Origin of the sequence: Paenibacillus alkaliterrae, assembly GCF_021532375.1 — a bacterium.
GTDB classification, from domain to species: domain Bacteria; phylum Bacillota; class Bacilli; order Paenibacillales; family Paenibacillaceae; genus Pristimantibacillus; species Pristimantibacillus alkaliterrae.
Window position 1 is genome coordinate 56180 of the sequence record NZ_JAKGAP010000004.1, and the last position, 23947, is coordinate 80126.

At 49.4% G+C, this 23947-nt stretch carries 29 protein-coding genes and 1 other annotated feature; all 29 genes read right to left on the reverse strand.

Translation table 11 applies throughout. The features are described 5' to 3' along the window. Positions 1 to 12 precede the first annotated feature (12 nt). The gene (gene ruvA / locus L1N85_RS02400) at positions 13 to 648 is read right to left on the reverse strand and encodes a Holliday junction branch migration protein RuvA (protein WP_235234574.1); all 636 of its coding nucleotides are present in this window, start codon (positions 646 to 648) and stop codon (positions 13 to 15) included. Then, positions 645 to 1148: a crossover junction endodeoxyribonuclease RuvC gene (gene ruvC / locus L1N85_RS02405; protein WP_235234575.1), complete on the reverse strand. Its 504-nt coding sequence runs from the start codon at positions 1146 to 1148 to the stop codon at positions 645 to 647. Before ruvC ends, ruvA begins: the two co-directional genes overlap by 4 nt. Positions 1149 to 1362: 214 nt before the next feature. Continuing rightward, complete coding sequence (locus tag L1N85_RS02410; protein ID WP_235234577.1) at positions 1363 to 1542, reverse strand: small acid-soluble spore protein H; 180 nt, start codon at positions 1540 to 1542, stop codon at positions 1363 to 1365. A gap of 24 nt (positions 1543 to 1566) precedes the next feature. After that, positions 1567 to 2205: a BofC C-terminal domain-containing protein gene (locus L1N85_RS02415; RefSeq protein WP_235234578.1), complete on the reverse strand. Its 639-nt coding sequence runs from the start codon at positions 2203 to 2205 to the stop codon at positions 1567 to 1569. 143 nt (positions 2206 to 2348) lie between these two features. Next, on the reverse strand, positions 2349 to 3944 hold the full coding sequence (locus tag L1N85_RS02420) for a LysM peptidoglycan-binding domain-containing protein (RefSeq protein WP_328285139.1): 1596 nt from the start codon (positions 3942 to 3944) through the stop codon (positions 2349 to 2351). Between the two features lie 169 nt (positions 3945 to 4113). Then, positions 4114 to 4995 carry a branched-chain-amino-acid transaminase gene (gene ilvE / locus L1N85_RS02430; protein ID WP_235234580.1) on the reverse strand — a complete coding sequence of 294 codons (882 nt, stop codon included), beginning with the start codon at positions 4993 to 4995 and terminating at the stop codon, positions 4114 to 4116. Between the two features lie 45 nt (positions 4996 to 5040). Then, complete coding sequence (gene pheA, locus L1N85_RS02435; RefSeq protein WP_235234581.1) at positions 5041 to 5913, reverse strand: prephenate dehydratase; 873 nt, start codon at positions 5911 to 5913, stop codon at positions 5041 to 5043. Further along, a complete protein-coding gene (gene thrB / locus L1N85_RS02440) occupies positions 5910 to 6887 on the reverse strand; it encodes a homoserine kinase (RefSeq protein WP_235234582.1) in 978 nt (325 codons plus the stop codon). The genes pheA and thrB overlap by 4 nt, the downstream gene beginning before the upstream one ends. A gap of 5 nt (positions 6888 to 6892) precedes the next feature. After that, the gene (locus L1N85_RS02445) at positions 6893 to 8179 is read right to left on the reverse strand and encodes a homoserine dehydrogenase (protein WP_235234583.1); all 1287 of its coding nucleotides are present in this window, start codon (positions 8177 to 8179) and stop codon (positions 6893 to 6895) included. A 23-nt stretch (positions 8180 to 8202) separates the two neighbouring features. Continuing rightward, a complete protein-coding gene (locus L1N85_RS02450) occupies positions 8203 to 8640 on the reverse strand; it encodes an ACT domain-containing protein (RefSeq protein WP_235234585.1) in 438 nt (145 codons plus the stop codon). Positions 8641 to 8773: 133 nt separating this feature from the next. Then, the gene (gene obgE, locus L1N85_RS02455; protein ID WP_235234586.1) at positions 8774 to 10099 is read right to left on the reverse strand and encodes a GTPase ObgE; all 1326 of its coding nucleotides are present in this window, start codon (positions 10097 to 10099) and stop codon (positions 8774 to 8776) included. A 13-nt stretch (positions 10100 to 10112) separates the two neighbouring features. Further along, positions 10113 to 10850, reverse strand: a complete 738-nt coding sequence (locus L1N85_RS02460; protein WP_235234587.1) for a Spo0B domain-containing protein — start codon at positions 10848 to 10850, stop codon at positions 10113 to 10115. 116 nt (positions 10851 to 10966) lie between these two features. Next, the gene (rpmA, locus tag L1N85_RS02465; RefSeq protein ID WP_235234590.1) at positions 10967 to 11278 is read right to left on the reverse strand and encodes a 50S ribosomal protein L27; all 312 of its coding nucleotides are present in this window, start codon (positions 11276 to 11278) and stop codon (positions 10967 to 10969) included. A 48-nt stretch (positions 11279 to 11326) separates the two neighbouring features. After that, entirely contained in the window at positions 11327 to 11665 is a 339-nt protein-coding gene (locus L1N85_RS02470) for a ribosomal-processing cysteine protease Prp (RefSeq protein ID WP_235234591.1), read from the reverse strand. Positions 11666 to 11676: 11 nt separating this feature from the next. Then, positions 11677 to 11988 carry a 50S ribosomal protein L21 gene (gene rplU / locus L1N85_RS02475; RefSeq protein WP_235234592.1) on the reverse strand — a complete coding sequence of 104 codons (312 nt, stop codon included), beginning with the start codon at positions 11986 to 11988 and terminating at the stop codon, positions 11677 to 11679. A gap of 15 nt (positions 11989 to 12003) precedes the next feature. Next, positions 12004 to 12093, reverse strand: a sequence feature (ribosomal protein L21 leader region). 82 nt (positions 12094 to 12175) lie between these two features. Beyond that, complete coding sequence (locus L1N85_RS02480; RefSeq protein ID WP_235234594.1) at positions 12176 to 13423, reverse strand: Rne/Rng family ribonuclease; 1248 nt, start codon at positions 13421 to 13423, stop codon at positions 12176 to 12178. A 37-nt stretch (positions 13424 to 13460) separates the two neighbouring features. Then, on the reverse strand, positions 13461 to 14342 hold the full coding sequence (locus tag L1N85_RS02485) for a M50 family metallopeptidase (protein ID WP_235234595.1): 882 nt from the start codon (positions 14340 to 14342) through the stop codon (positions 13461 to 13463). Next, positions 14335 to 15162 (reverse strand): M23 family metallopeptidase, encoded by an 828-nt coding sequence (locus L1N85_RS02490; RefSeq protein ID WP_235234596.1) that lies wholly within the window; start codon positions 15160 to 15162, stop codon positions 14335 to 14337. Before L1N85_RS02490 ends, L1N85_RS02485 begins: the two co-directional genes overlap by 8 nt. 161 nt (positions 15163 to 15323) lie before the next feature. Then, positions 15324 to 16469 carry an FtsW/RodA/SpoVE family cell cycle protein gene (locus L1N85_RS02495; RefSeq protein ID WP_235234600.1) on the reverse strand — a complete coding sequence of 382 codons (1146 nt, stop codon included), beginning with the start codon at positions 16467 to 16469 and terminating at the stop codon, positions 15324 to 15326. 7 nt (positions 16470 to 16476) lie between these two features. Then, a complete protein-coding gene (gene minD, locus L1N85_RS02500; protein WP_235234601.1) occupies positions 16477 to 17268 on the reverse strand; it encodes a septum site-determining protein MinD in 792 nt (263 codons plus the stop codon). A 3-nt stretch (positions 17269 to 17271) separates the two neighbouring features. Then, positions 17272 to 17937, reverse strand: a complete 666-nt coding sequence (locus L1N85_RS02505; protein WP_235234602.1) for a septum site-determining protein MinC — start codon at positions 17935 to 17937, stop codon at positions 17272 to 17274. A gap of 66 nt (positions 17938 to 18003) precedes the next feature. Further along, a complete protein-coding gene (mreD, locus tag L1N85_RS02510; protein ID WP_235234603.1) occupies positions 18004 to 18528 on the reverse strand; it encodes a rod shape-determining protein MreD in 525 nt (174 codons plus the stop codon). Then, positions 18525 to 19388, reverse strand: coding sequence for a rod shape-determining protein MreC (gene mreC, locus L1N85_RS02515; protein ID WP_235234604.1), 864 nt, complete (start codon positions 19386 to 19388; stop codon positions 18525 to 18527). The genes mreD and mreC overlap by 4 nt, the downstream gene beginning before the upstream one ends. A gap of 58 nt (positions 19389 to 19446) precedes the next feature. Beyond that, positions 19447 to 20481, reverse strand: coding sequence for a rod shape-determining protein (locus tag L1N85_RS02520; protein ID WP_235234605.1), 1035 nt, complete (start codon positions 20479 to 20481; stop codon positions 19447 to 19449). Positions 20482 to 20521: 40 nt separating this feature from the next. Further along, the gene (gene radC / locus L1N85_RS02525) at positions 20522 to 21211 is read right to left on the reverse strand and encodes a RadC family protein (protein WP_235234606.1); all 690 of its coding nucleotides are present in this window, start codon (positions 21209 to 21211) and stop codon (positions 20522 to 20524) included. A gap of 56 nt (positions 21212 to 21267) precedes the next feature. Then, positions 21268 to 21894, reverse strand: coding sequence for a Maf family protein (locus L1N85_RS02530; protein ID WP_235234612.1), 627 nt, complete (start codon positions 21892 to 21894; stop codon positions 21268 to 21270). Positions 21895 to 21947: 53 nt separating this feature from the next. Beyond that, positions 21948 to 22190, reverse strand: coding sequence for a DUF4321 domain-containing protein (locus tag L1N85_RS02535; RefSeq protein WP_235234607.1), 243 nt, complete (start codon positions 22188 to 22190; stop codon positions 21948 to 21950). 61 nt (positions 22191 to 22251) lie between these two features. Then, positions 22252 to 23673: an SPOR domain-containing protein gene (locus L1N85_RS02540; protein ID WP_235234608.1), complete on the reverse strand. Its 1422-nt coding sequence runs from the start codon at positions 23671 to 23673 to the stop codon at positions 22252 to 22254. Positions 23674 to 23753: 80 nt separating this feature from the next. Further along, positions 23754 to 23947, reverse strand: a 194-nt coding sequence (locus L1N85_RS02545) for a hypothetical protein (RefSeq protein ID WP_235234609.1), incomplete at its 5' end; no start/stop codon positions are given.

Sequence of the window (23947 nt, forward strand, 5' to 3'; positions counted from 1 at the left end):
CATCTCCTTCCGTCAACCTTTAAACAGCTGCTGCAAAGCCCGCTTCATCAAAGAATCGACTGTTTCCTCCGCCGTTACGCTATGCTGCAAGCCGTTCCAAGCTATGTCCAGCTCGGCAGCCGTATAGCCAAGCGCGGCAAGCGCCTCGCGCGCTTCCTGCCATGCCGTACCTGCTCCTTGTCCCGAATTTTTGCTGGAGGAGAGGTCAAGCGCTGCGCCGGCAGCAGTCAGCAGCCCTCCGTCCAGTCCTGCGCCTATCAGCTTGTCCTTGAGGTCAAGAATCATCCGCTGCGCCGTTTTCTTACCGATGCCGGGCAGCTTGGACAGAAATGCGATGTTTTCCTGTTGAATGGCAGCGATGACTGCATCCGGCCGTGCCCCCGACAAAATACCTAACGCAACGCGCGGTCCAATGCCCGAAACCTCGAGCAGTTTACGGAAAAGCGTCTGCTCCTCCCTCGTCTCGAAGCCAAACAATAAAATAGCATCCTCGCGGACGTTATAGTGAATATAGACGGTTACCGGCTCTTCTTTCTTAGCGAAAGCATACGGATTAGGAGTAAATACGCGATACCCTGTATCTCTGACATCCAGAACGATATATTCGGTTTCATAATGAACGACAAGACCTCTTAAAAAATCAATCACGAACGCTTCACCTCATTTATTTTGTTAGTCAGGACAGCGGAGTGCGCATGACAAATGGCCACGGCAAGCGCATCGGCAACGTCGTCAGGCTTCGGCACGGCTGAAAGCTTGAGAAACATCTTAACCATTTCCTGCACCTGCTTCTTCTCCGCTTTACCGTAGCCTACAACGGCCTGCTTCACTTGAAGCGGCGTATATTCCCCGATCGATAAACCGCGCTGTGCAGCGGCCAATATAATCGCGCCTCTAGCCTGAGCTACATCAAAGGCCGTCGTCACGTTCCGATTAAAAAAAAGCTTCTCCACCGCAACGGCATCGGGCTTATATTTATCCATCAAGGCGCCAGCGGACTCGTAAACCTGCAGCAAACGCTGCTCTGGCGGCGTATGTGCTTCTGTCGTTATGGCCCCGTATTGCACGGGAGTAAGCTTATGTCCTATTTTATCTATAAATCCAAAACCAACAATGGCAATGCCGGGGTCAATACCAAGAACGCGCAAACCGCCAACTCCTAAATAGTTTTCTGAAGCAAAACTTACTTCGTAATCATACGCTTATTCGAAAGCATCCCATCCATTATAGCAAAAGATGGCGAGAATGAGAACGCGCGTTTGATATTTCGAAAATGGGCACAAAAAGAGACCCGAAAGACGCACTTTTTTCAAAGTGTTTATCTTTCGGGTCACCGTTCATTTCGTTCCTGTCCCAATTGCTCTAATGCTCTAGCAAGCTATGTATCGGCACCTCTTGTTCATGTTCCGACTCATTGAGGGGATAAATTCTTGCTGTTTCTTTGTCATGATCGACATGTTGTATATAGATAGGTATTCCCTGGTAAGTTACATTGGCCATTACAGGCGAGTCAGCGATTTCTTGCGCTCTTTGTTTATTCATATCATGTCCTCCTTTCTTTTAGTCTTAGTATGCCGGCTTCATAACCTTCTCATTTGGCTCGATCGCATAATCGCTATAGGTCGATAAAACACTATTATACTCGTCAATATCGCTTATCCGAATACCTTTGGCCAACTGATCCAGCTTGTCCTGCGGAAGGCTGCTCTCCATATAATTTACGTCTAGCTGAAAAAAGGTGCGAACGACCTTCTCCTTCTTAGGCACGCCGTCGTAGAGAGTCAATTTCCCCTCTTTATCTACGCCCATATAAGCATTCGCCTTGCAGTGCTCTGATAAATCCTCAATCTGCTGTTCAAAAACAATCGTATTCCGCTCTTTCCCATGCATCGCCTTCCACTCCGGATGCTGCATTAGAAGCTGCACGATCTGCTTGCCCATCATATGACCAAGCGGCTTGATCTCATCCCCGCATACGTAAATGCGATGCAAATTCACCGACAAAGTTCCGCTTTGCTGCTCAAGCGTTTGAATCATGGCATCGTGACCCGTCGGCTCGGACGAACCGGCAAAAGCCTTGTCAGATTGTACTAAATATAACGATCCTGCAAACAAGCCAAGCATAATGCTGCCCAGCATCCACATCGGTCGACGCTTGCGGCGAAGACGCTTTTTCAGGTTTTTCCAGAGGCTGAATGCCATCATAGGGAAGACCCCTTCATTATTTTTTTGTTAGTGTGCGTTAATACAACATAATTATTCAATTTAGTCAACTTTCTTTTGATGAATGAAATGACTAAAAAAACGGTGAGGCAGAAATGCTGCTTCACCGTTTTTCAATGAAATGATTATCGATTGATCCAAGGCTGATTACCGCGGTTTTTCGTCTTGCCCTGACGGGACGTTACCGTACGGATCACCGCTTTTTTTGTGTTTTTTCGCTGCACATTCGTTTTTACAGCTTTTGGTGTTTCCGTATCATCCGATTTAATCGTGGAATTCTCAGTCCGGTTTCCTTTGCAGCCGCAATCGTACTTGTTCGGATCCATTCCTGCACCCGCTGTTTGCGGCCATGTCGGGTATGGCGGGTTTGGAGGGAATCCTGAAACGGGATATTCATGGCCATAGCCGTAACCGGAATCCGGACCTGCTTGCGCTGGGGAGACCATTCCGTATCCGTAACCGTAGCCGTAGCCATGCTCAGGCGTCATGCCCAGCGGCGACACCATTCCTTGATTAGGCATCATGCCTAGCGGCGATACCATTCCCTGGTTAGGCATCATGCCTAGCGGCGATACCATTCCTTGGTTAGGCATCATGCCTAGCGGCGATACCATTCCTTGGTTCGGCATAGCTAAAGCTCCCGCAACCGGGTTACTATTTTCACCCATGCCATACTGCATCGGACTAACCATGGAGTGTCCATATCCCCAGCCCGGGGCAGAACCCATAGACATAACCTCAGGCGATGGGTAGCTGCCGACAAAGACCGTTCCAGGCGGACAATCGAATGGCGGCTCATGTCCTTCGCTCAACGGACTTACCGTATTAGGATAAGGCACTGGCTGCTGCCAGCCGCCGTAGCCATAACCTTTTCCGACTTGTGCCGGCATTGTCATCGGGTGACCGTAACCATATCCACCGTAAGTAGGCTGCTGCTGAACCGGAGATACATTTTCAGGTGCTTTCGGCAAATCATACAAAGATAAGGCTTCCGTCGCCGGTATGCCGTATTGCTTAAATAAATCGACATTCGGCTTGTATTCGGAATGGATCGGCTTAAGCTTCTTCTCGACGGGCTTTTCAATCGGCAGCGCTTTTTTGGCTGGTTCAACCGCAGCGGCCTTTGGAACCGGTAACGGTGCAGGTGCCGCAGGCTTCACGATCGGTGCCGTCGGCTTCTTCTCCTGAAAAGGTGCTACAGGCGTCACCGGTGCTACCGGAGCCGTGGGTGTTTTGCCCGAAATCGGACCAGTAGGCGTTTTCCCAATAATCGGAGCTGTGGATAGCTTTCCTACCCATCCCTGTACGCCTTGCATGATCGAAGTCGGTTTAAGGAATTGAGCTCCTACATTGCTTGGGGCGCCATGTTCCTCATTCATAACTGCACCAGCCTTCGGAATGTTCACGATTTCGCCGGTAAGCAGCACGTTAGGATTTTTAAGCTGCGGATTCGCTTTGATCATATCCGCAAGCGGCACGCCCCATGCTTTTGAGAGCTTCCAAAGCGTATCTCCTTGCTTCACGACATGCTGATGAATAATGTCCATGCCGCCTCCGTGACCGCCCGGATTGTTCGATGGAATTTTCAGCTTCATGCCTACATCAATGACATCCGGATTCGTAATCCCCGGATTCAACTTCAAAATTTCTTCCTGTGAAACGTTATACTTTTGGCCGATAAAGTATAACGAGTCGCCTTTTTTGACAATATGGATTTTCACTCGCTGATAACCTCCTGTCACGTTCTGAATAACCAGGCATGACAAATGCCTGCTATCAATCCTTACATCCTATGCAGAACATGGGCAGGTGTCTCCACTTTCACAAAAAAAATAGTAAAAGCCGAGCTCCTTTTTTAAAGTGAGCCCGGCTATTCTTTATTAAAACCAGCTATTCGAATGCTTTAACGCCGTCTACGGTGACGATTTTACGGAACTCTTTAAGAAGATGGGTCGTGATGGGGCCAGCTTGACCGGAGCCGATTCTGCGCCCATCCACCTCGCGAACCGCGATTACCTCCGCCGCCGTGCCCGTGAAAAACACCTCATCCGCCACATAGACGTCATGCAGCGTAAAGGGTTCTTCCCTCAGCTTATAGCCGTGAACGGTACACAGCTCCATAATCGCAGCACGCGTTATCCCTTCCAGCGCGCCGACGTAACATGGAGGAGTGAAGACCGTACCTTTTTTGATGATGAAAATGTTATCGCTCGAGCCTTCCGCAACATAGCCCTGTGAGTTCAACATAATCGCTTCTCCAACACCGGCTAGATTAGCTTGTATTTTGACCAAAATATTATTTAAGTAGTTCAGCGACTTAATTTTTGGATTCAGCGCATCGGGAATGTTGCGCCGCTGCGAGACCGATACCGAAATCAGGCCGTTGCGATAAGCCTCCTCCGGGTAAATCGCGAGCTGTTCCACAATGATGATAACCCATGCGGATGGACAACGCTTCGGATCGAGACCCAAGTTGCCGGGACCGCGGGATACGACCAGACGGATATATCCATCGCGCATTTGATTGCGGCGAATCGTCTCCACGAGCGCTTCCTGCATTTCGGCGGGCGACAGAGGAATGTCGAGCATAATGGATTTTGCCGAATCGTAGAGCCGGTCGAGATGCTCCTTGCATTTAAAAATATTGCCGTCATAGATGCGGATTCCTTCAAAAATACCGTCGCCATACAAAAAACCGTGATCGTAAACCGATATTTTCGCATCCTCTTTCGATACATAATTACCGTTCAAGTAGATCCACTGCTGTGTCATAACCTGTCAAACACCTCCAAAAATAATGTCGCTTCCAAACCATGCTTAACCTTTTTTGTAATCTGCGAAGCTGGGATAGCTTCCCAATACGCGGACTTGACAGCCGATCGCCTCGATCTCTTGAATTGCTGCCGGCAGCAGCACCGTATCAAGCGCCATATCGATATCGATGAAGAAATAGTAATTGCCCAGCTTTTTCTTAGTCGGACGTGACTCGATGCGGGTTAAGTTGATTTTGCGCCATGCAAAAGCAGCCAGCACCTGGTGCAAAGCACCCGGATAATCCTCGGGCAGCGTTATTAATATGCTCGTTTTCATCTTATTTGATTGACGGGCCGTATACGGCTCAGATCCCACAAGCAGGAAACGCGTATAGTTGTTGTCATGATCCGTAATTTCGCTGGCGACTACATCAAGACCTTCATTGGAGGCAGCTGTCATCGTTCCGATCGCAGCCCATCCTGCATTTGGGTTGTTTTGAACGATACGGACGCCTTCGGCTGTGCTGCTGACATGCTCAGTTACGGCATGAGGAAGATGAGTCCGCAAAAACTGTAAGCATTGCGCGATAGCCACTGGATGGCTGATCACTTTTTTAATACGTGAGTAATCGAGCTCACCTGCTTCTCCTGACAGCTCGGATTTCCGGCCGATTAAATTTTGAATGGAAGGATATACCCATTCTGCTTGAATCGGAAGGTCTACCTCATGCACCAGCCAGTCCATATGCAGGCTGACGGAGCCTTCGATCGTATTCTCAATCGGGATAATGCTGTAATCGCTAATCCCATTGACGGTGGACAAGAACACATCCGAGATAAGTCTGTGATGTTTCCATTTGTGCTCTTCTCCGCCGAAAAAATGTCTGGCCGCCTCGTCGGATACAGAGCCAGCCGGTAATACCGCAATCGTCTTCATGCCGTAACGTCTCCTTTAATTCTGTCCATTAACGGAATCGCGCTTTGCTTCGAGCTATCCTCCAGCGTAATCTGAGGTCCGTGAACACAAGGCGGAACCCATAGCGTCTCCGCATGAATGCCTTCCTGCTTCAACGTTCGAAGCAAAAACTGTTCCAACCCCGTTTTTTCCCGGCTATCCGCATCAACGAAGGCAATAATCGTCGGCCCAGCTCCGCTAAGCGCCGCTCCAAGCGCGCCTTGCTCAACCGCTTGCTCAAGAATGGCCGTCATCCCGGGAATTAACGCTGCACGGTAAGGCTGATGCAGCCGATCCTTCATTGCATGCCGGATGAGGCCAAGCTGGCCGCTTGCTAACGCCGCGACAAGCAGCGAGCTGCGTCCAACGTTAAATACGGCATCGGCCATGCTAATTTGTTTAGGAAGTACATGACGGGCCTTTTCCGTAGAAAGCTGAAACGCCGGTATGGCTACTAACGTCTCAATCTTGCGATGAGGCTCAATCCGCACATAATCGGCCCGCTCGCCGTCCCATGCCGAAACGACGATTCCTCCGAATAACGAGGCGCCTACGTTGTCAGGATGCCCTTCCAGCTCCGTTGCCATCTGGAACAGCTTATCATCGGTCAACGGACTTCCGATCAGCGCATTCGCTGCAACCAGTGCCCCGACAATCGCGGAAGCGCTGCTGCCAAGCCCGCGCGTTAGCGGAATTTCGCTGTAAATGGAAATAGAAAGCTCCGGTACATTGACGCCCGCCTCCTTGAACACCAGCTGAGCAACCTTGTAAATCAAATTCGTCTTATCTCTTGGCAAGCCATTCATTTGATCGCCGTGAAGCTGGAATTCCGTACGGTCCGATACATTGAGCTCAATCCAAGCGTACAATGACAGCGCCATGCCGAGAGAATCGAACCCCGGCCCCAAATTGGCCGTGCTTGCTGGTATTTTTACGATCACTTTACGATTATTCATGCCGCTTATCCTTCTACGCGATAGACGCTCTTCACTTTGTGAACGACATCCAGCGATTCGAACGTTGCCAGCACCTTCTGGATGGCAGATTTGTTCGCATCATGCGTGATAACGATAATTTCAGCATCCGGATTTGACGGAGTCGGCTGCTGCAATACGGATTCCAAGCTAACCTCGAAGTCAGCGAACACTTGCGTAATGCGTGCCAGAACACCTGCACGGTCAGCAACGTTAAGCAGCAAAAAATATTTCGACGAAATTTGCTCGTCCGTCTTCAGTTTCTTCTCTTTGTAAGCCAGGCTGCCCTGCATGCCGTTCACGCCGAGCTTGAGATTTTTCACAACGGCTACCAAATCGGATACGATCGAAGTCGCGGTTGGAAGCTCCCCCGCTCCCGCTCCGTAAAACATCGTTTCGCCAACAGCTTCACCGTATACGTAAACGGCGTTAAACACCCCGTTAACCGAAGCGATCGGGTGAGATTGCTTCACCATAGTCGGCTGCACGCTAATGCTGATAAGGTCATCCTGACGCTCTGCGATACCGAGCAGCTTAACCTCATAGCCGAGGCGCTTCGCGTACAAAATATCTTCTTTGCTAACGGATGAAATCCCTTGAACGGAGACGTCTTCGAGCGCTACGTTAGCACGGAAACCGATTGTCGCTAGAATCGTCATTTTGCGTGCGGCATCAAGGCCTTCGACATCGGATGTCGGATCCGACTCCGCGTAACCGAGATCCTGTGCTTCCTTCAGCACATCGAAGTAAGAAGCGCCTTCCTGGCTCATTTTCGTCAAAATATAGTTAGTCGTGCCGTTCACGATTCCCATAATTTTCGTTATGCGGTCGGAGGAGAAGCCTTCTACCAGCGTACGTATGATCGGAATGCCGCCGGCAACGCTCGCTTCATACAGCACGTCGCAGCGGTGCTCCTGTGCTTTAGCCAAAATTTCCGGTCCGTGCAGCGCCATCAAATCTTTATTCGCCGTAATGACATGTTTACCGCGCTCGAGCGCTTCCAGTATATATTCCTTTGTCAGAGAAATCCCGCCCATCACTTCCACGACGACGTCAATTTCCGGATGGCGAATGATTTCCCAAGGATCCTCCGTCAGCTTATCCGGGGAAATCGATATATTGCGGGATTTGCTCCTGTTTTGAACCAGCACCTTCTCGATGACGATAGGCGAGCCTACCTGGCTTGCCAAATCCTCTTGATGCCCTTCCACTATGCGGACAACGCCTGTACCGACCGTTCCTAAACCTAATAATCCAACTTTTACCGGTTTCATATAATCCCTCCACTACTTATATTTTAACCTTGACCGATGACCGCTGCTTTACGCACGCCAGCTTGACTGCGAAGCAATTCTACCAGCTCTGACAGTTCCCCGGAAAGCTGCGAAATGTCGACCGAGATGACGACGTTAGCAAAGCCTTGAAGCGGAATCGTCTGATTCATCGTCAGCACGTTGCCCTCTAAGCTCGCTACCCTACTAAGCACATTGGACAGAACGCCCGATCGATGTTCCAAATCCATGGAAATTGTCGCAATCCGTTCCCTCTCCAGCTCATTTAACGCATATACGCCATCCTTATACTTATAAAAGGCGCTTCGGCTTAGCCCGACACGCTCTACCGCCTCATGGACGGTAGCTGCCTTGCCCAGGCTTAGCATCTCCTTCACTTGTATCGTCTTCATGATCGCTTCCGGTAAAATGTCCTCCCGAACGACATAATAGCGGTTATTCACTATACGTCCTCCTCAAAAAGACAATTGTTCATCTATAGTGGACATTATATCGAAATACACGTTTCGGGGCAATAGGCAAAATGAGAAAAGACGGCTTGCGCCGTCTTCATTCCTAAATATGTGTTCATACACACTAGCCATTCGGGTTGTAATCGTTGCCTTCAAAGAACTCGAATGCAAAATCGCCAATTCGAACCATATCGCCGTCCTTGGCGCCTTGCTTGCGAAGGGCTGCGTCGACACCCATTTTGCGCATCGTACGCGCAAAGCGCATGACTGCATCATAGGAGTTGAGGTTCATCCGCTTCATATAGTTATCGATGCCTTCACTTACGATAACGAACACTTCATCCTCCTTGTGGATGGTAAAGGTCGTCTCTTCGCGTTTCTCGTAGCTGTAAACTTTACGCTCGGCTACTTCCTTCACGTCTTCAATTTCCACCTGCTCCGCAACCGTATCAAGCACGTCGGCTGCCTTGTAGAGAAACTCTTGAATTCCTTGCTTCGTCAAGGAAGAGATCGGTACGATTTGATATTCCCGTTCGCCTCGCACTTCCTCAAGCTGCTGCTTAAATAGCTCAAGCTGCTCCTCGGATCCAGGCATATCCATCTTGTTCGCGGCAATAATTTGCGGACGATCTGCCAATTTCGCATTATAAAGCACAAGCTCCGCGTTAATTTTCTGCCAATCGTCGAACGGATCGCGTCCCTCGGATGCAGCCATATCGATCACATGAATAATGACTCGAGTCCGTTCGACGTGACGAAGAAACTCGTGACCTAAGCCTACTCCCTCGTGAGCGCCTTCAATTAAGCCCGGCAAATCGGCCATCACGAAGCTGCGGCCGTCACCGACATCAACGACGCCGAGATTCGGTGTAATCGTTGTGAAATGATAAGCGCCGATCTTCGGCTTTGCGCCGGAAACGACCGAAAGCAGTGTCGATTTCCCCACGCTCGGAAAGCCGACAAGGCCGACATCCGCCATGACCTTGAGTTCAAGCACGACCCAGCGCTCCTGGCCTTCCTCTCCATTCTCGGAAATATAAGGGGCTGGATTGCTTTGCGTAGCAAACCGGATGTTGCCGCGTCCGCCGCGTCCGCCTTTAGCTATAACGATTTTCTGTCCGTGACGCGTCATATCCGCGATAATTTCCTGAGTATCATCATCGATAATGACAGTGCCCGGCGGGATGCGAACAATCGTATCCTCGGCACCTGCGCCATGCATACTCTTAACCTTACCCCGCTCGCCGCGGTCCGCTTTGAAATGCTTCTGATAGCGGAAATCCATCAAGGTGCGAAGTCCTTCATCCACTTGAAAAATCAAGTCGCCGCCGCGGCCGCCGTCGCCGCCTGCCGGTCCGCCGTTCTCGACATACTTCTCGCGGCGGAAGGAGACGATTCCATCGCCGCCGTCGCCGCCTTTTACAAAAATCTTAGCCTTATCGACAAACATGTTTTGCCCCCGTTCATGCGCGCATTACCGCCTTCAGCAGCACCTTGGCGTACGGCTGCTCGAAGTTGATCGGCTGCATTAGCGCGCCATCCAACTGCTGTTGTATTTTCTGCTTCCATTGCTGTTCATTCATTAACTCGCCTTCATAGTAAAAAGCGGCATATAGCGCTTCCTGATCCAGCGATAGCTCCAGCTTAAGTATGGCGGCATCGCCGTAACCCGGCTTTGCCGCAAACCGATAAGCATTTATCGTATGAATGATTGTTTCGGCTATTTGATCGGCATCCGCCGTAATTTCATTTAGATGAATATCGCCTTGAATAACAACCTGAAGCTCCAGCGTATTCGAAATCGTGCGGAAGGATTGGATATAGCTAATCAAGGACGGCACTCCCAGTTTAGCTATTTGACTTTCTACAGCCATTCTTCCACTTATTTTCTCCACATATTCAACTGTTTTATCCAGCTTTTTCAGACGAATATAACCGTATACGACCTGCAAGTCGTTCATCCAGTCATGGCGATGATGATTGAGAGTCCGTATAGCTGATGTTTGCAACGATTGAATCGTTCGCGCTGTCCGCTCCGCATGCTCTTTCCTCTCGGTACGAATCCAGAAAACCGCTGCAGCAATAAGCCAAACGAGAAAGACAGCCGTTAACCACACTTTAGAAGGCCAAATAAGTACAGCAGTACATGGCAACAGAACAGTTGCCGCTGCGTAATACTTCGCCGTTGTTAAGCGTCCCATCGATTAAACCTACTTTCATCGTATTTCCCAGCTTTACCAGTATATCATGCGGCCGCCGAACGGTCATCAGCGCCTAAATAAAAAAACCGGCCTAACGATGCAGGCCGGAATCTTTATTATGCTTCTAATGCTGCGGCTACCGGTGCCAGACCAACAGGGTATACGCTCACTTTTTTGCGGCCGCGTCCCCAACGTTCGAACTTCACTACGCCTTCTACTTTCGCATAAAGCGTATCGTCTTTCCCGATGCCTACATTGGTGCCTGGGTGAATTTTCGTTCCGCGTTGACGGAACAAAATGCTTCCTGCCGAAACGGTTTGACCGTCAGCACGTTTAGCGCCAAGGCGCTTCGACTGCGAATCGCGTCCGTTTTTCGTGGAGCCTACGCCTTTCTTCGAAGCGAATAGCTGAAGATTCAGTTTCAACATAGTATTTCCTCCTTTCAAAGGCTTGAGAAACAAACCTGCTTCGTAAGCTTACGCTATAAGAAGTTCATGAATTACGACATGCTTGCCGTATGTTTTTGCAATAGTGTCAAGCATAACCGCCATCGACTCAAGCAGCAGCTGCATCCGTCCATCCGAAGCTTCGTCAGCAAGCGTCGGAATATCCGACGACAGCCAGCCGTTCTTCATCTTTACAGGAAGCTCTTCTCCCGCTAAAGCTTCGATTGCGTTAACGGTACCGACCGATACGGCCGATACACCCGCACAAACGATATCTTTGCCGGGCTTCGCATATTTAGCATGTCCTTCGACAGCAAATGACACGATTCGTCTGTCAGCGGCTTTCCGTACAAACGTAACGTTTATCATAGAAGCTCCGATTACGCTTGGATCTTCTCGATTGTTACTTTTGTGTACGGTTGACGATGACCTTGCTTACGACGATAGTTCTTTTTGGCTTTGTATTTGTAAACGATGATCTTTTGGCCTTTGCCTTGTTTCTCGACTTTACCAGTTACTGTAGCGCCGGCTACAACTGGAGTTCCAGTTACAAGACCGTCACCCTTAGCAACCGCCAAAACACGATCAAACGTTACGCTCTCGCCTGCTTGTGAGTCCAGTTTTTCGATGTAAATTACATCGCCTTCTTGAACCTTGTATTGCTTACCGCCAGTTACGATGATTGCGAACATTGTTGGTGCACCTCCTTAATTTCGAAGACTCGCCTAATCCAGGTGGCTTACGGCGAAAGCCGCAAACGCTTGTTTACCCGATCGGAGCGGTACTTGTACAGCTCGTTCCTATGTGGCACGAGACAGACACCTAAACAGTTTACCATACTATGAAAGCAAGATCAATTGCTTATCTAACAAAAACAACCTATTTAATCATGGCATTCCCTTTGCCGGCCGATCCGCAGCTCGGACACCGCTCCGAAAGCTGAAGAACCGCATTTTCGCGCGCTTTCTTCCTTGTCAGCTCCAGCAGGCCAAGCTTCGTCCAGCCTAGAATTGCGCATTTCGTTTGATCGATGCGCGCCTTCTCGGTCATTCGCTGCATGACCTGTTCGCGATGCTGCTCTTGTACCATATCAATAAAATCAATGATGATAATACCGCCGACATCCCTTACCCGCAGCAATCTTGCAATCTCATCAGCCGCTTCCATATTCGTGCGGAAAACTGTATCTTCCAAATCGGATGTACCCGTGAACTTTCCGGTATTTACATCGATTACCGTCAGGGCCTCCGTTTCCTCCCAAATCAAATGACCGCCGATCATCAAAGAAATACGCCGTTCAAAGGCTCTCTCCACCTGCTCCGTCACCCGAAAAAAATCAAATAAGGATTGCCCGTGCCGCTGCTTATAACACTTCAAACGCTCTTTCAGCTTCGGAGTCATTTCCTGAAGCAGCTCTGACGCCTCCTCAAATCTGGACGAGTCATCTATCCAAATTTCGTCCATATCCATCGTTAATGTATCGCGAACAGCACGCCGCATTAGTCCGGCTTCCCGGTGCAGCTCGGCCGGCGCAGGCGCATCCTCGTTGCGCGCCGCGATGAACTGCCACAGCTCTCTTGCATGCGAGATGTCGGCAGATAAGGAAAGCTCGCTCTCTCCCTCGGAAGCCGTACGCAAAATAATTCCTTCCTCCTGCTGGCGAAGCTTCTCGCCGATGGAGCGCAGCCGTCCCCGCTCGCTCTCCGCGTTTATTTTCCTTGAAACGCCCACATAATCGGCATTCGGCATATAGACAATCCAGCGTCCCGGGAGCGTAAAATGTGTGGTGACGCGGGCTCCCTTTCCGCCGAGCGGCTCCTTGATGACTTGAACCATCATTTCCTGCCCCGGTCTGATCAGCTCCTGTATGGGCGGCTTATGCTTAGGCTGTTTCTCCAAATGAGGATGCAGCAGCTCGTCAATATACAAAAAAGCGTTTTTGGTTAGTCCTATATCTACAAATGCGGCCTGCATGCCAGGCAGCACATTTACAACGCGACCTTTATAGACGTTGCCAACCAAGCTGCTTGCCTTGGATTTTTCCATGAAAAACTCGACTAGGCGGCCATTCTCCAGTACTGCGGTTTGCAGCATTTCACCATGAACGTGCATCAACATTCGCTTCATTCCCGAGTATCACCTGCCAGTACGCTTTTCGTCTATTTTACCTGAAAAGTTCCGATACTGCACGGCTGGGATTACTTTCCGACAAACAGCCTTCGACAATTTTCTGTTCCGGCAATACTTTGACCTCATTATTCCGCGACTCGACTAAGTAGATAAGATGATATTGCTCTCTTCGAAAAAGTTTCGCGACAGAAAGAATGGATTGTCTGCCGCTAACGATAATCGGTGTTGCGATCTGCCCCATCGTCAGCGCCATCACAGCAACACGGCCCCGGTGAATAAGGAAGCGATAGAACAAGAAAGGTATGTTCCTGTAGTAGGTCCAATTAGTCAGCGTCAAAAATATGCCTACGATAAGCAGATTGAGCTGAATGCCGTCCTTGTACAGAATCACGGGCAGCAGGGAGACGATGATCATAAATCCGCTGAATAATAAGCTGATGCGGGCTGACCAGATAAGCATTTTGTAATAATTGACCGCATAGCTGAGCGCGGCCTGAAGCAGCTTTCCCCCGTCAAGAGGATGGATAGGAAGCAGGTTAAACAATCCGATCATCATATTCGCCTTCCACACATACTCCACCCAGGCGAGATCCCACAATCCAAGCGCGCCGCATCCCCATGCTGCAAGTCCCATCCACAAATTTTGCAGGGGACCGGCGATCGCGACGATTGCTTCCTCCTTCGCAGACACGCCGCCGGCCTCCTCGACCTCAGCTACCCCGCCGAACGGGAGCAGCTTGACTTCGCGTACTGTCCAACCAAAGCTGCGCGCCACGATGACATGACCGAGCTCATGTACGAATACAAGCAGAAACAGCGTAAATAACTCGGTGAAAAAGCCTGTGATGACCGATCCGAGCATGATGATAACGAATAATGGATGGACCGACCACCTTATTCCCTTCCATTTAATCAAACGGTATCACACCCACCGGATCGATATACTGATCGTTTTGCTTCACGGCAAAGTACAGCAGGCTTGGCTGCGTTCCTTGCGCCTTCAGCAAATAGCCGATCGGATCGCCAGCTTCAACCCAGTCATTGACCTTAACCTTAGCATCTCCCAGCTTCCCATAAACCGTTACTCGTTGATTGGCATGCTGGATCACGATCGTTGCGCCGCTTTCATCCTGCTCCGTCAATACGAGCACACGCCCCGTTTCAGCAGCTACGACCTCCTGTTCGGACGAGCCTGCGAGCTCTATTCCGTTAAGCATCTCTGCAAAAGTTCGTACAAGCGAACTTTCAGGCAGCGGGCTTACGATCGGAAGCTTTACCGTACCGTCTGCCCCGACCGCCTTTTGCGGTTCGTCCTGAAAAATAGGGATAAAGGAGGGCGCACCCGCGAATGTATCCTTATACCACGATGCAGCAGCAGCAAAATCGATTTCATCGGTTAACGCCTGCTTGACAAGTGCTTGTCCTTTGAGCGTCCATTCCGTATCATAGCGGAACATTCCCCAAACGGCTGCGAATACGAGCAATGCAATAGCCAGCTTCCACTGAAACTCCTTGCGAAACGAATGCTTGCTGCGTTTTTTCCCGGGATCTCTATATCGGGTCGGATCGAGCTCTCTGACGAAGCTTCGTCTCGTTGCTATGCCGTTTTCCCCGTCCCAGCTTGCCCAGGGATTCGGATTCGTTTTCCACGCGACTTCCGGGTCAAGCTCTACATTGTCATCCTCATCCATTTGCCTGGCAGCATTTCGCTGCTCGATATTATCCTTCGGTCGCATACCGCGTGCCTCCCCGCTCCTATCGTCACATCCGACAGCTTGTTTCCTTATTCATAAATATGAGCGAAGATAGACAAGTATGCGAAGGCTCGCTGGACAAAAAAAAGAAGCCGCTCCCGATAACGGATACATCCGTTACAGAAACAGCTTTATAGCCTTGTCTAATCGGCAAGCTCGTATATCTCTTGATGCGCTTTAATGCTGAATATGAGTCCGATTGACAGCATATTAAGGAGAAGCGAGGTTCCGCCATAGCTTATAAAGGGCAGTGTTATTCCGGTTATAGGCATAATTCCGATCATCATCCCAATATTCTGAAATACCTGAAACACGTACATGGACACGATGCCGATAACGATAAAAGAGGCTCGCAAATCATAGCATTGAAAGGCGATCATAATCATGCGGTAAATGAGCAGGAAGTACAGAAGCAAAAGAATGGCTGAACCTTGAAAGCCGAACTCCTCGCCGATTACGACAAAGATGGAGTCGGAGTATGCGTACGGAATGAAACCGCCGTTCTTCATATCGCCCTGCAAATAGCCATCGCCGCCGAGCCCGCCGGAGCCAATTGCAATTTGCGCATTTTCGGATTGATGTCTGGCGTTTGCGTCCGCTTCGTCTGGATTCAAGAAAGTATTGATGCGCTCATGCCAATGTTCCTTGTCCTGTTCTTCCAAATAATTATAAATTTCCTGATTAAACATATTGAATACCGTAACGAACAGGACCAAGCCCGCAATGACAAGTCCCAGACCGACCAGAACATGTGAATATTTGACGTTCCCGATCCACAGCATGCCAAGCACAATAACTAAATATATGATTGCGTTACCGAGATCGGGTTGAATCATGACGAGCATGAATGGCAAAAACGAAAAAGCGAAGATCTGCAGCAGATCCTGCGAGAACGTAAGCCGATCTCCCTGTCGTCGTCCCATGATATAAGCAATTCCGATAATGAGTATGATCTTGACCATTTCCGCGGGCTGAAACGAAAACACGCCGATTCTGAACCAGCCTCTTGCCCCATTAATGACCGCGCCGAAGAAATAAACAAGAATCAATAACGAAACGCCTACGCCATAAAGCAAATGCCAGCTTTTCAGCACGATTCGGTAATCGAATAACGTAGCTGCGATAGCGACAAAAAAACCCATTCCGTAAAAGACGAGCTGTCTCGTCTCGGAACCCGCATATTTAGGGGCATTGGCCGTAGCACTGTGGATAACGATTATACTGATCAGCATGAGGAACACTAATATAATTAAAATGCCCCAGTCCAGCTTCTTTAGTTTGTTAAGCAAATGGCAATCATCCTATTCCAAGAAACTTACGGAATCGCTTGAACGCTCCCGCCTTCTCATCGAGCAGCATAAGCGGAACCATGTCTCCGAGTATGCGCCGGGCGATGTTCCGATAAGCGATCGCGGCACGCGAGGCCGGGTTCATGACCGTCGGCTCCCCATTGTTGGCCGCGGTAATGACCTTCTCGTCATCGGGCACGATTCCGATCAAATCAACGGCCAGCACCTGACAAATTTCATCGATATCTAACATTTCACCGGATTTCACCATATTTTGGCGAATGCGGTTAATAATGAGCTTCGAAGGGATTTTCTCTTGCTCCAGCAAGCCGATTACACGATCGGCATCGCGAACGGCTGCATTTTCGGGCGTTGTGACGACAATTGCACGATCCGCTCCAGCTATGGCGGTGCGGAAGCCGTGCTCGATGCCCGCAGGACAATCGATAATAACGTAGTCGTGATCCTTCTTCAGTTCGACAATCATATTACGTACCTGCTCAGGCGTAACGGAATCCTTATCCTTCGTTTGAGCCGCGGGAAGCATATATAGCTCGTCGAACCGCTTGTCCTTCACGAGCGCTTGATTTAATCGGCAGCGGCCTTCGGCTACGTCGACCAAATCGTAGATGATCCTATTTTCCAGACCCATTACGACGTCTAAATTACGCAAGCCGATATCCGTATCCACCATACATACCTTTTTGCCGAGTAAAGCTAAAGCCGTTCCCAGGTTTGCCGAGGTGGTCGTCTTGCCGACGCCCCCTTTGCCCGATGTCACAACGATTGCTTCTCCCATGTTCTACACTCCCTTAAACATAATAGGATTATGACGTATTCGGAATAATTGCGTTAGCTTATCGATTTGCATTCGTCCTTCACTGAGGAAGGCAAACTCCATCGATGCGTCGCCTGTCATCCATTCCTCCGGCGGCCTGCTAATGACATCCGCAATCCGCAGCTGAGTTGGACGCATGAGTGAGGTAGCAATAATGACGTCGGTACGACCGCCTATACCCGCATGCGCTACACCGCGCAATGCTCCGAGCACGTATATGTCGCCCGTGCATAACAAGGTACCTCCCGGATTCAAATCACCGATTAATAGAATATCGCCATCATGCTCGCAGGTTTGTCCAGAGCGTATGATTGAAGTGAGCACCCGCAGATTCGGCTTCTGTTCGTGCCGCGAATCATGCGGCAGTTCATCCGATTCCACGGATTGCACCATTAAATTTCCTTGTGCTCTTATGACATTCTTAATTCGATCTTTATCATCGTCCGAAACCTGTCTGGTGCCCAGCTTCACCTGCACATGTACGAGCGGGCCCGTCAGCAATTGCTGATGCGTCTTCTCCAGCTTGTACTGCAGCTCATCCAGAAGCGTAGCAAATTCACACTTGTCGTCGAGAAGGAACACGAGACCTTCTTTCACGCCTTTTATCATGATATGCTGCCTCTCGGTCACGTTCGTCCCTCCCCAACCTATTGGATTCTTGCTGCACCTGCTGAATTCCTGCCTGTACTGCTTAATTTATTCCCCATCCTTATCCGGATTGGCTTTTGTCTGGGCTTCGAATAACCGTCTGGCAGGTACATAGCAGGCAAGGGCAAAGGCCAGCTGTAAAAACAAGCTTGGGAGAATATGGTTCAATAAAGCCCATGCATACGTCTCGCTCGTAATGCGAAACACTTTATAGATGAAAAATATGACGGAATCGTACAAAATACAAGCAAATCCAATAATCGATAACGCCATCATGACGGTAGCTCGGCGCCTCTCCAGCAGCACCCCCGTGAAATAGCCGATCAACCCCATTATAAAGGCATGTGCGCCGAGCAAATGGCCGAAATAGATGATGTCCTGAAGAAAACCAAAGCTTACCCCTAAAAGTAACGCTTGATGACGACCGCTATATAGCGCCGAGAAAATAACCGAAACAAAAACGAAATGCGGAATAATTCGACTGCCAAGTCCCTCAGGAATGATCCATGGCATGACAGCCCCTTCCAGAATGAATAAGAGCAGTATCAGCATGATGATTCGGTTCATGCTCATTGCCCAGCATCCTCCAGCTCCGGAACCTTAACGACAAATACCTCTGTCAAGTGATCAAAGCTTGCGGCGAGTTTAACCGATGCCGTATATGTGAGTCCAAAATCGCCTACCTGCAGCGATTCTACCGATCCAATAACGAGACCACGCGGGTATACGTTGCCAAGACCGGACGTAATAACGGTATCCGTTACCGTCATTTTATCGTTCTCCGCAATCTTCGTCATCACTAGTCTGGACGTCTCTTTGTTGTAGCTGCTTAGTATGCCGAAGGATTCGTTTTCCCTGCCCAATATCGTAGCGGCGATGGAATTGAACGTAGGCGACGCTTCATCCAGCTCCGTAATAGGTGTTACCGTAGCCGTAAAAGGGGTGACAGAACTAATAAGTCCGATTAAACCGTCGATGGTCGTTACCGCCATATTAGGCTTTATGCCGCTTTCTGAGCCTAAATTAATCTTCATGGCCCGATTGTTCGCGTCATTGCTGACGGATACGACCTGCGCGATCAAATAAGTGTAATTATACATTTGTTTCTGGCGTTCCGTGAAGGAAAGCGCGTCCGTTAGGCGTTCATTCTCTTTCTCCACGAAGTTATACTTGATTTTATCGCGGGAATAAGCGGCTGCTGTAAGCCGCAGCTGCTCGTTCTCTTCATAAATCAGTCTTAGATTGCCAATATCCTCAAAGAAGCCCGCTATATAACCAGCGGGCTTGTAAAACCATTGCTGTACGTATACTACCGAATCATTTAAAAACTTTTCCGGCCATGTCGATTCCTTGCGATCGCTGAGCGAGAAGCCGATGACCGCAATGAACAGAATAAACCCGATCATAAGCATGAACATACGCTTATTACGCATTAGCTTAAACAGCTCGATCACCTGCCAATTTCATATCCATTTTCCTATTAAACTTTATTTAACGTCTCGAGCGTGAAGCTGAGCTGCTTCTTGATTTAAACAAATGGATGTGATCCAATGAACGGCCTGTGCCGATCGCCACGCAATCCAGCGGATTGTCGGCAACGATGACCGGCATTCCCGTCTCGCGCTGCAGCAACTTGTCCAGGTTGCGAAGCAATGCCCCTCCGCCCGTAAGCACGATGCCCCGATCCATAATATCGGCGGATAGCTCCGGCGGACATTTCTCAAGCGTAACCTTGACCGCATCGACAATCGAGTTAACCGTATCGGTTAAAGCATCGGTAATTTCATCGGAGGTTATAGCAAGCGTCTTTGGCAGACCGGTAACCAGATCGCGGCCGCGAATTTCAATTGTTTCCGCACGATCAAGCGGAAGCGCAGACCCGATTTCCATCTTCAATTGCTCGGATGTTCTCTCGCCGATCATTAAGTTGTATTGACGCTTGATGTATTGAATAATGTCTTCATCCATCTCGTCTCCGGCTACGCGAATGGAACGGGCGGTAACGATGCCTCCGAGAGAAATAACAGCAACCTCAGTCGTTCCGCCGCCGATATCGACTACCATGCTGCCTGTCGGCTCCCATACGGGCAAATCGGCTCCGATCGCTGCCGCGAACGGCTCCTCGATCGTGTAAGCCTCACGTGCGCCGGCTTGTTTAGTCGCATCCTCAACGGCACGCTTCTCAACGGCCGTAATGCCTGATGGCACACAAACCATAACATTCGGGTGACGAGGGAATAAGGAACGCTGCTTCTGCGCTTGACGAATAAAATATTTAATCATCGTTGCCGTCGTTTCGAAATCGGCGATAACGCCATCCTTCATCGGACGAACGGCACGGATGTTGCCCGGCGTTCTGCCGATCATTTTTTTCGCTTGCTCGCCTACCGCTTCAATTGTTTTTGTATCGGTACGAAGGGCCACCACCGAGGGCTCCCTTACCACAATTCCTTTTCCTTTGACGAATACTAACGTATTCGCTGTGCCTAAATCTATTCCTAAATCCTTTGAAAAACCACCAAACATGTTGTTGCTCCCTTCTAATCGCGAACATCTCTTTATTATATTACAAATAGCCTTGTTCCTTCAAACTAATGAAACGTCCGTCGCCAATGACCAAATGATCCAGCACTTCAATGCCAATCAGCTGCCCGGCTTCCGCCAAACGCTTCGTCAGCGAAATATCCTCCGGACTTGGCGTTGGATCTCCGCTTGGATGATTGTGCGCGCAAATGATCGATGCGCTGCTGCGCTGAATCGCTGCCCGAAACACTTCACGAGGATGCACAAGAGAAGCGTTTAACGTTCCCATCGATAATGTTTCCCGGGCAATAATATGATTTTTTGTGTTTAAAAATAAGCATACGAAATGCTCCTTCTTCAAATAACGGAGCTCCTCCATCACATAATCCGCTGCGTCCTGCGGCTTCCGCACCGTTACCGCATCGCCTAACCGGCTGCGCGTAATACGTTTGCCCAGTTCAATGCCTGCACGCAGTTGTATAGCTTTGGCTGGTCCTATTCCTCGAATGGCCGTCAATTCTTCCATGCTCATATCCATCAAATGGCGCAAGCTGCCGCATTGTTTCAATATCGCCCCCGCCAAATGTACAGCGGATTGCCGCTGAGTTCCCGTACGCAGCAATATTGCTAAAAGCTCAGCATGGCTAAGTGCTTCTGCCCCATATCTCATCATGCGCTCTCTTGGACGTTCTTCATGGGGGATATCACGCAAAATCATATATTGCGGCTCCATGTCCCAATCCCGCCTTCTCGACAATAGAATATTTTCGTTATAGATTTCCTGATTTTTCAAAAAACATGAATATCATATTCAGCTAACATATCCGACAGGAGCGATAGCGGCAATCCTACAACATTAAAATAACAGCCGTCGATGCGATCCACGATCGTTGCGCCAAGCCCTTGAATGCCATAGGAGCCTGCCTTGTCCCGAGGCTCGCCCGTAGCTGCATATCTGGCAATTCGCTCATCGCTAAGCGGCTTCATTTGCACCTTCGTCATTCGATGGGCAACAATCGCTTCACCACTTGCCGACAGCACACATGCAACTCCCGTATAAACCTCGTGAGCACGGCCTTGCATTCGTTTGAGCATCGCCTTCGCCTCTTCATCATCCACTGGCTTGCCAAGTACGTCGCCGTCCAGAACGACAATAGTGTCAGAACCAATGATTACCGACGAATCTGCGTTCTGCTGCCGCAGCATAGCTGCAGCAGCTTGAGCTTTGCGCAAGCTCAGCTGTTCAACCACTTGCACAGGCGTCCAGTCAGGCTCTATGGATTCATCCGTATCCGTAGACAAAATATAAACCGGCAAGGAAAGGTCCAGGGATGCGACCAGTTCCTTCCGGCGCGGTGACGAAGACGCCAGTACAAGCTGGCTTATCGCTTCGTTGCGTTTTTTATTATTTTCCATAAAATAATACTGCGCTCCTTCATGCTCGCCGTCGGCGTTCTTTCGCTTATGAGCTACAATTTGCGATACAACCATATCGCAATGATTGCTCCAATCAAGCTGAATAAACTAAATTGAAGATGAAGCGATAAATTGAAGCTTAACACGTATAAATCAACGGCGGGAGACCATGACGCTTCAATAGGATTAGTTAAGAAAGAAATGCCTGGAACCGGGGTGAGCCATCGCGCGACCAGAGCGCCTGCCAATAAGCCCAGTATGATAAAAATGAGAAGAATCCAGCCGTTTTTCTTCATCTTTCAACGCCTCTCGCCATGAAATGACACCTGAGTCTATTATACGCATCCTAGTTATCGTTTACAATGCGCTGATGGTCTCAAACCATTCTTTTTGAGAAATGACCGCTTCCATCAAGGCAGATTGCGTTGACCATAAATGAGCGCGCGACGGTTTTTTATCATAGTCCAGCATAGCTTTGGCAGCTTTTTCAATCGATTGGATCAGCTTCTTTGAATAGGCCTTGCCCTTTGCATCCGTTATATCTATTCGTATCGCGTCAGCACTTTCAGTCCATTTTTGGTATTCCGTTTGCCAAGCCTTGGCCGCAGCTTGCCCAATCTGAGACAATGACGGCTGCTCCAGTTGAGCTAAAGCTAATTCGTCAAGCATGCGGACAAGCTCTCCGGTCTGATCGAAAAAGCCTTGCGCCGCTGCCGCTTCGCCATTAAATGGCAGTTTATCCGGCGTTGAAATGGTTACTTCCTTGATATATAGCAGTAAATCCGAAAGCTGATCGCGAATGGCCTGTGCCTTGTCGCGATCGCCGGCCATGCCGGCGTAAACTCTATAATCGCTCGAGCCCGTCATTGCGGCAGCGGCAAGCCCTTTATCCGCAAGCTGAGCAAGCGCTGCGTCCCTGCCCGCTGTATTGCTGAATACGCCGAACTGCAGCATGTAATAAGACTTGTCGAGTCCCGTTAAGCTAATCGTCTGTGCGCTTGGATCTGGCTTAGGATCCGGTTTGTTATCCGCTTCCAGAGAATCCCCTTTATCAACGTTATTCGTATTGGAATTAGCTGTCGTCCCCGAGGGGGGATCATCCGTTATAGAGCCCCCAATTGCAGGATTCGAATCAAGTTTGTCCTTTGACCCTGCCGGCCAAATGGTTGCGCCCGTAAACAGCGACAGCAATAAATAGCCAAATAACGCACCCGTAGCAAGCGCGCCTGCAACCGACAAAAACACGTTAAACCATGAAGGACCGGCTGGCGATCGATTCATCCGAATGGTTCGGGACTTTGCCGTCACCGAATCATTGAATAACAGCCCATCCTCCTCATCATCAGCAGCAGTGGACTCTTGAAATTCCATGGCGATGGCAGGGGTTACAGGAGCTTCGGCGTGAAGCGGCTTTCGTATCTGGGCTATCGCTTTTGCAGGAAACGGCTGCACAGCATTAGGCGTCATCGTTTTGCCATCAGTTTTGGCATCTGTTATCGAATCCGTATTTCGGATCAATTGCTCCAATGCGCCTATGTCTTCTTGGAAAGGGCTGTTCCAAGGGTTAATTTCGTTAATCGCGTGCTGATCGTTAAAAGGATACAACGGTATAACGTTCTCTTTCGCCGGTTTGGCGATATTTCCATGAGCAGACGTTTGGGACGAGGCCGTTTTCGTATCGTAATCAGCCTCCTGCTGTTTTTCTGACAATCGGTTATTTTCGCTAATGGAATTTCCAGCACGGTCAAAACGATACGTAATTCGATTTTTTTGATTCATCTCATTCTCTCCTTGTCCCATTCTTCTATTCTTAATCTATGAGACTTTTAAGAGATTTAGACCGACTTCTATCCAAACCTTCAAAGGCTTCTATCCAAACCTTCAAAGGCTTCAACCAAACCTTCAAAGGCTTCAACCAAACCTTCAAAGGCTTCAACCAAACCTTCAAAGGCTTCAACCAAACCTTCAAAGGCTTTCGAACCCTCCCAAACCCTCCCTTCCAAGGGAGGGCCCCAAGGGTTGCACCCTCTGGACACCCGCAATTGGACTAACG